The sequence below is a fragment of the Chitinophaga sp. genome, from assembly GCF_035538455.1.
GTDB lineage: Bacteria > Bacteroidota > Bacteroidia > Chitinophagales > Chitinophagaceae > Chitinophaga.
In genome coordinates this window covers 1-1,706 of sequence record NZ_DATLKJ010000240.1, presented here as the reverse complement: position 1 = coordinate 1,706, position 1,706 = coordinate 1, and the positions used below count along the sequence as shown (strand labels likewise).

Genomic DNA, 1,706 nt, shown 5'->3' with positions numbered 1-1,706 from the left:
ATACCAGTTATAATGAGTCTCCAGTAATTTTTGCCATCCCCTCTTGGGGGCTGCAAAGAAGTCTGGCCAAGAAATTCTCATTCACGGTTCAATTAGGCTGGGCATTTAAATATTCAACAGTAGAAAAGAATTGGACCAACTCCCCAAATATTAGAACAGGCATATATTATATTTTGAAATAATAATCGATTATTACAACATTGCCATTAATATCAAGTCTATAGCCGTCGGAAGCAGTTTTCTTCTTCAGCAAACGGTAACACTACGAATTTTACCGCTGGTGAAAAGAAAAATACACCTACCTCTGGGAAGAACAAAAGCGCCTTATGAACAAACGTTTTTCATCTGAAACCCGGTAGAGATCTACCGTTGCAAAAACATTTGTTCATAAGGCGCAAGCCCGCGGCAGCGATACCAGGTTAAACACTCCGCTTCTGTAAAGCCCCCCCTTCGCCAAACAAGCGCTTACGTAGCAGCCGCATATTATTGCTCACCTTCTGTTGGGTGATCTTCGCATATATCTGTGTGGTGCGGATGCTCTTATGGCCTAATAATTGGCTCACTGTTTCTATCGGCACATCGTTTTCCAATGTTACAGTGGTCGCAAAAGTATGCCGCGCAGTGTGGGTCGTTAAATACTTCTTAATATCACATATACCTGCTATTTCTTTGAGATAGGCATTATATCGCTGATTGCTGTTTACTGGCAATAAGCGGCCATGCAATTGGCAATACGGGCTATTCTTATACCGTTCTATTATCTCCAGTGCAATAGGCAGAAGTGGCACTCGTTCTGGCGTTTGGGTTTTCTCTCTTTCCTTTACTATCCATTTTTCACCGTCAATACCCATAATAATGTTGTCGGGAGTAAGGTGCAGTACATCCGTGTAGGCATAACCGGTAAAGCAACAGAACAAATAAATATCGCGCACTTCAGCCAGTCGTGGGATAAGCTCCTTGTTATAGAGCATCATAATTTCATCCATTGTAAGCCGTTCCCTTTGTGGATCTACATAGCTACACTTAAAGCCGTTTAAAGGATTAGCTTGTATCCAGCCCTGATCTACTGCCAGTTTGAGCATCTGCTTTAAAATCTTTACATACTTCATGGCGGTATTGCTGCCAATGCCTCCAACAGTCGTAAGGTAGTGCTCAAAATCAGGCGCAAACGAAAATTTGATTTCATCCAAAGGCTTGTCCGACACATGGAAGTAGTACTTTAGAAACGCTACCACTTTGTCTTTGGTAATTTCAAAACGTTTGTGTGTCCTGACTGATTTGGTTTTTGCCTTTACCTTCTCATTAAATCGCCTGTTGTGGAAGTCTATAGCCTCGCATAACGTCCTCTTATGCTCAATAATGCCTAAGAAGGAATTTTTTAATGACTGCGCTGTTACAAGCTTTCCGCTTGTTACCAATAGGCTGTAATGTTTCTGTAGATCAGATTTCAAGGTGATCAACCGGCGGTTGATGGCTTTTACTTCTTCGGAGTTTCCTTTTACGCACTGCCCTTCTGCGTTCCATGATTCAGGGCTTACATACTGATAGGTGGATAGTTCAGCGCGTTTGTTGCCTACAGTCAGGCGGAGATAGATGGCGGGTTTGTTGTTTTTGCGGCGGCTTCGGTTCAGCCAGAGTAAAATAGAAAAACTTAAATGACCTTTCCTCATAAAACACCTGTTTTAAGTTAACTAATTTTGTTTCAA

Annotated in this window: 2 protein-coding genes; one reads left to right on the top strand and one right to left on the bottom strand. The window is 42.0% G+C overall.

Annotation, left to right across the window (positions count from 1 at the left end; translation table 11 throughout):
* On the top strand, positions 1-182 hold a 182-nt coding region (locus VM802_RS27950; protein WP_325536984.1), incomplete at its 5' end, for a hypothetical protein.
* A 237-nt stretch (positions 183-419) separates the two neighbouring features.
* Here VM802_RS27950 and VM802_RS27945 read toward each other — a convergent pair.
* Positions 420-1,670 (bottom strand): site-specific integrase, encoded by a 1,251-nt coding sequence (locus VM802_RS27945; RefSeq protein WP_325536982.1) that lies wholly within the window; start codon positions 1,668-1,670, stop codon positions 420-422.
* Positions 1,671-1,706: the final 36 nt, after the last annotated feature.

Excerpts from the sequence above, each read along its gene's own strand:
- VM802_RS27945 (WP_325536982.1), bottom strand. The coding sequence starts at position 1,670 with ATGAGGAAAGGTCATTTAAGTTTTTCTATTTTACTCTGGCTGAACCGA.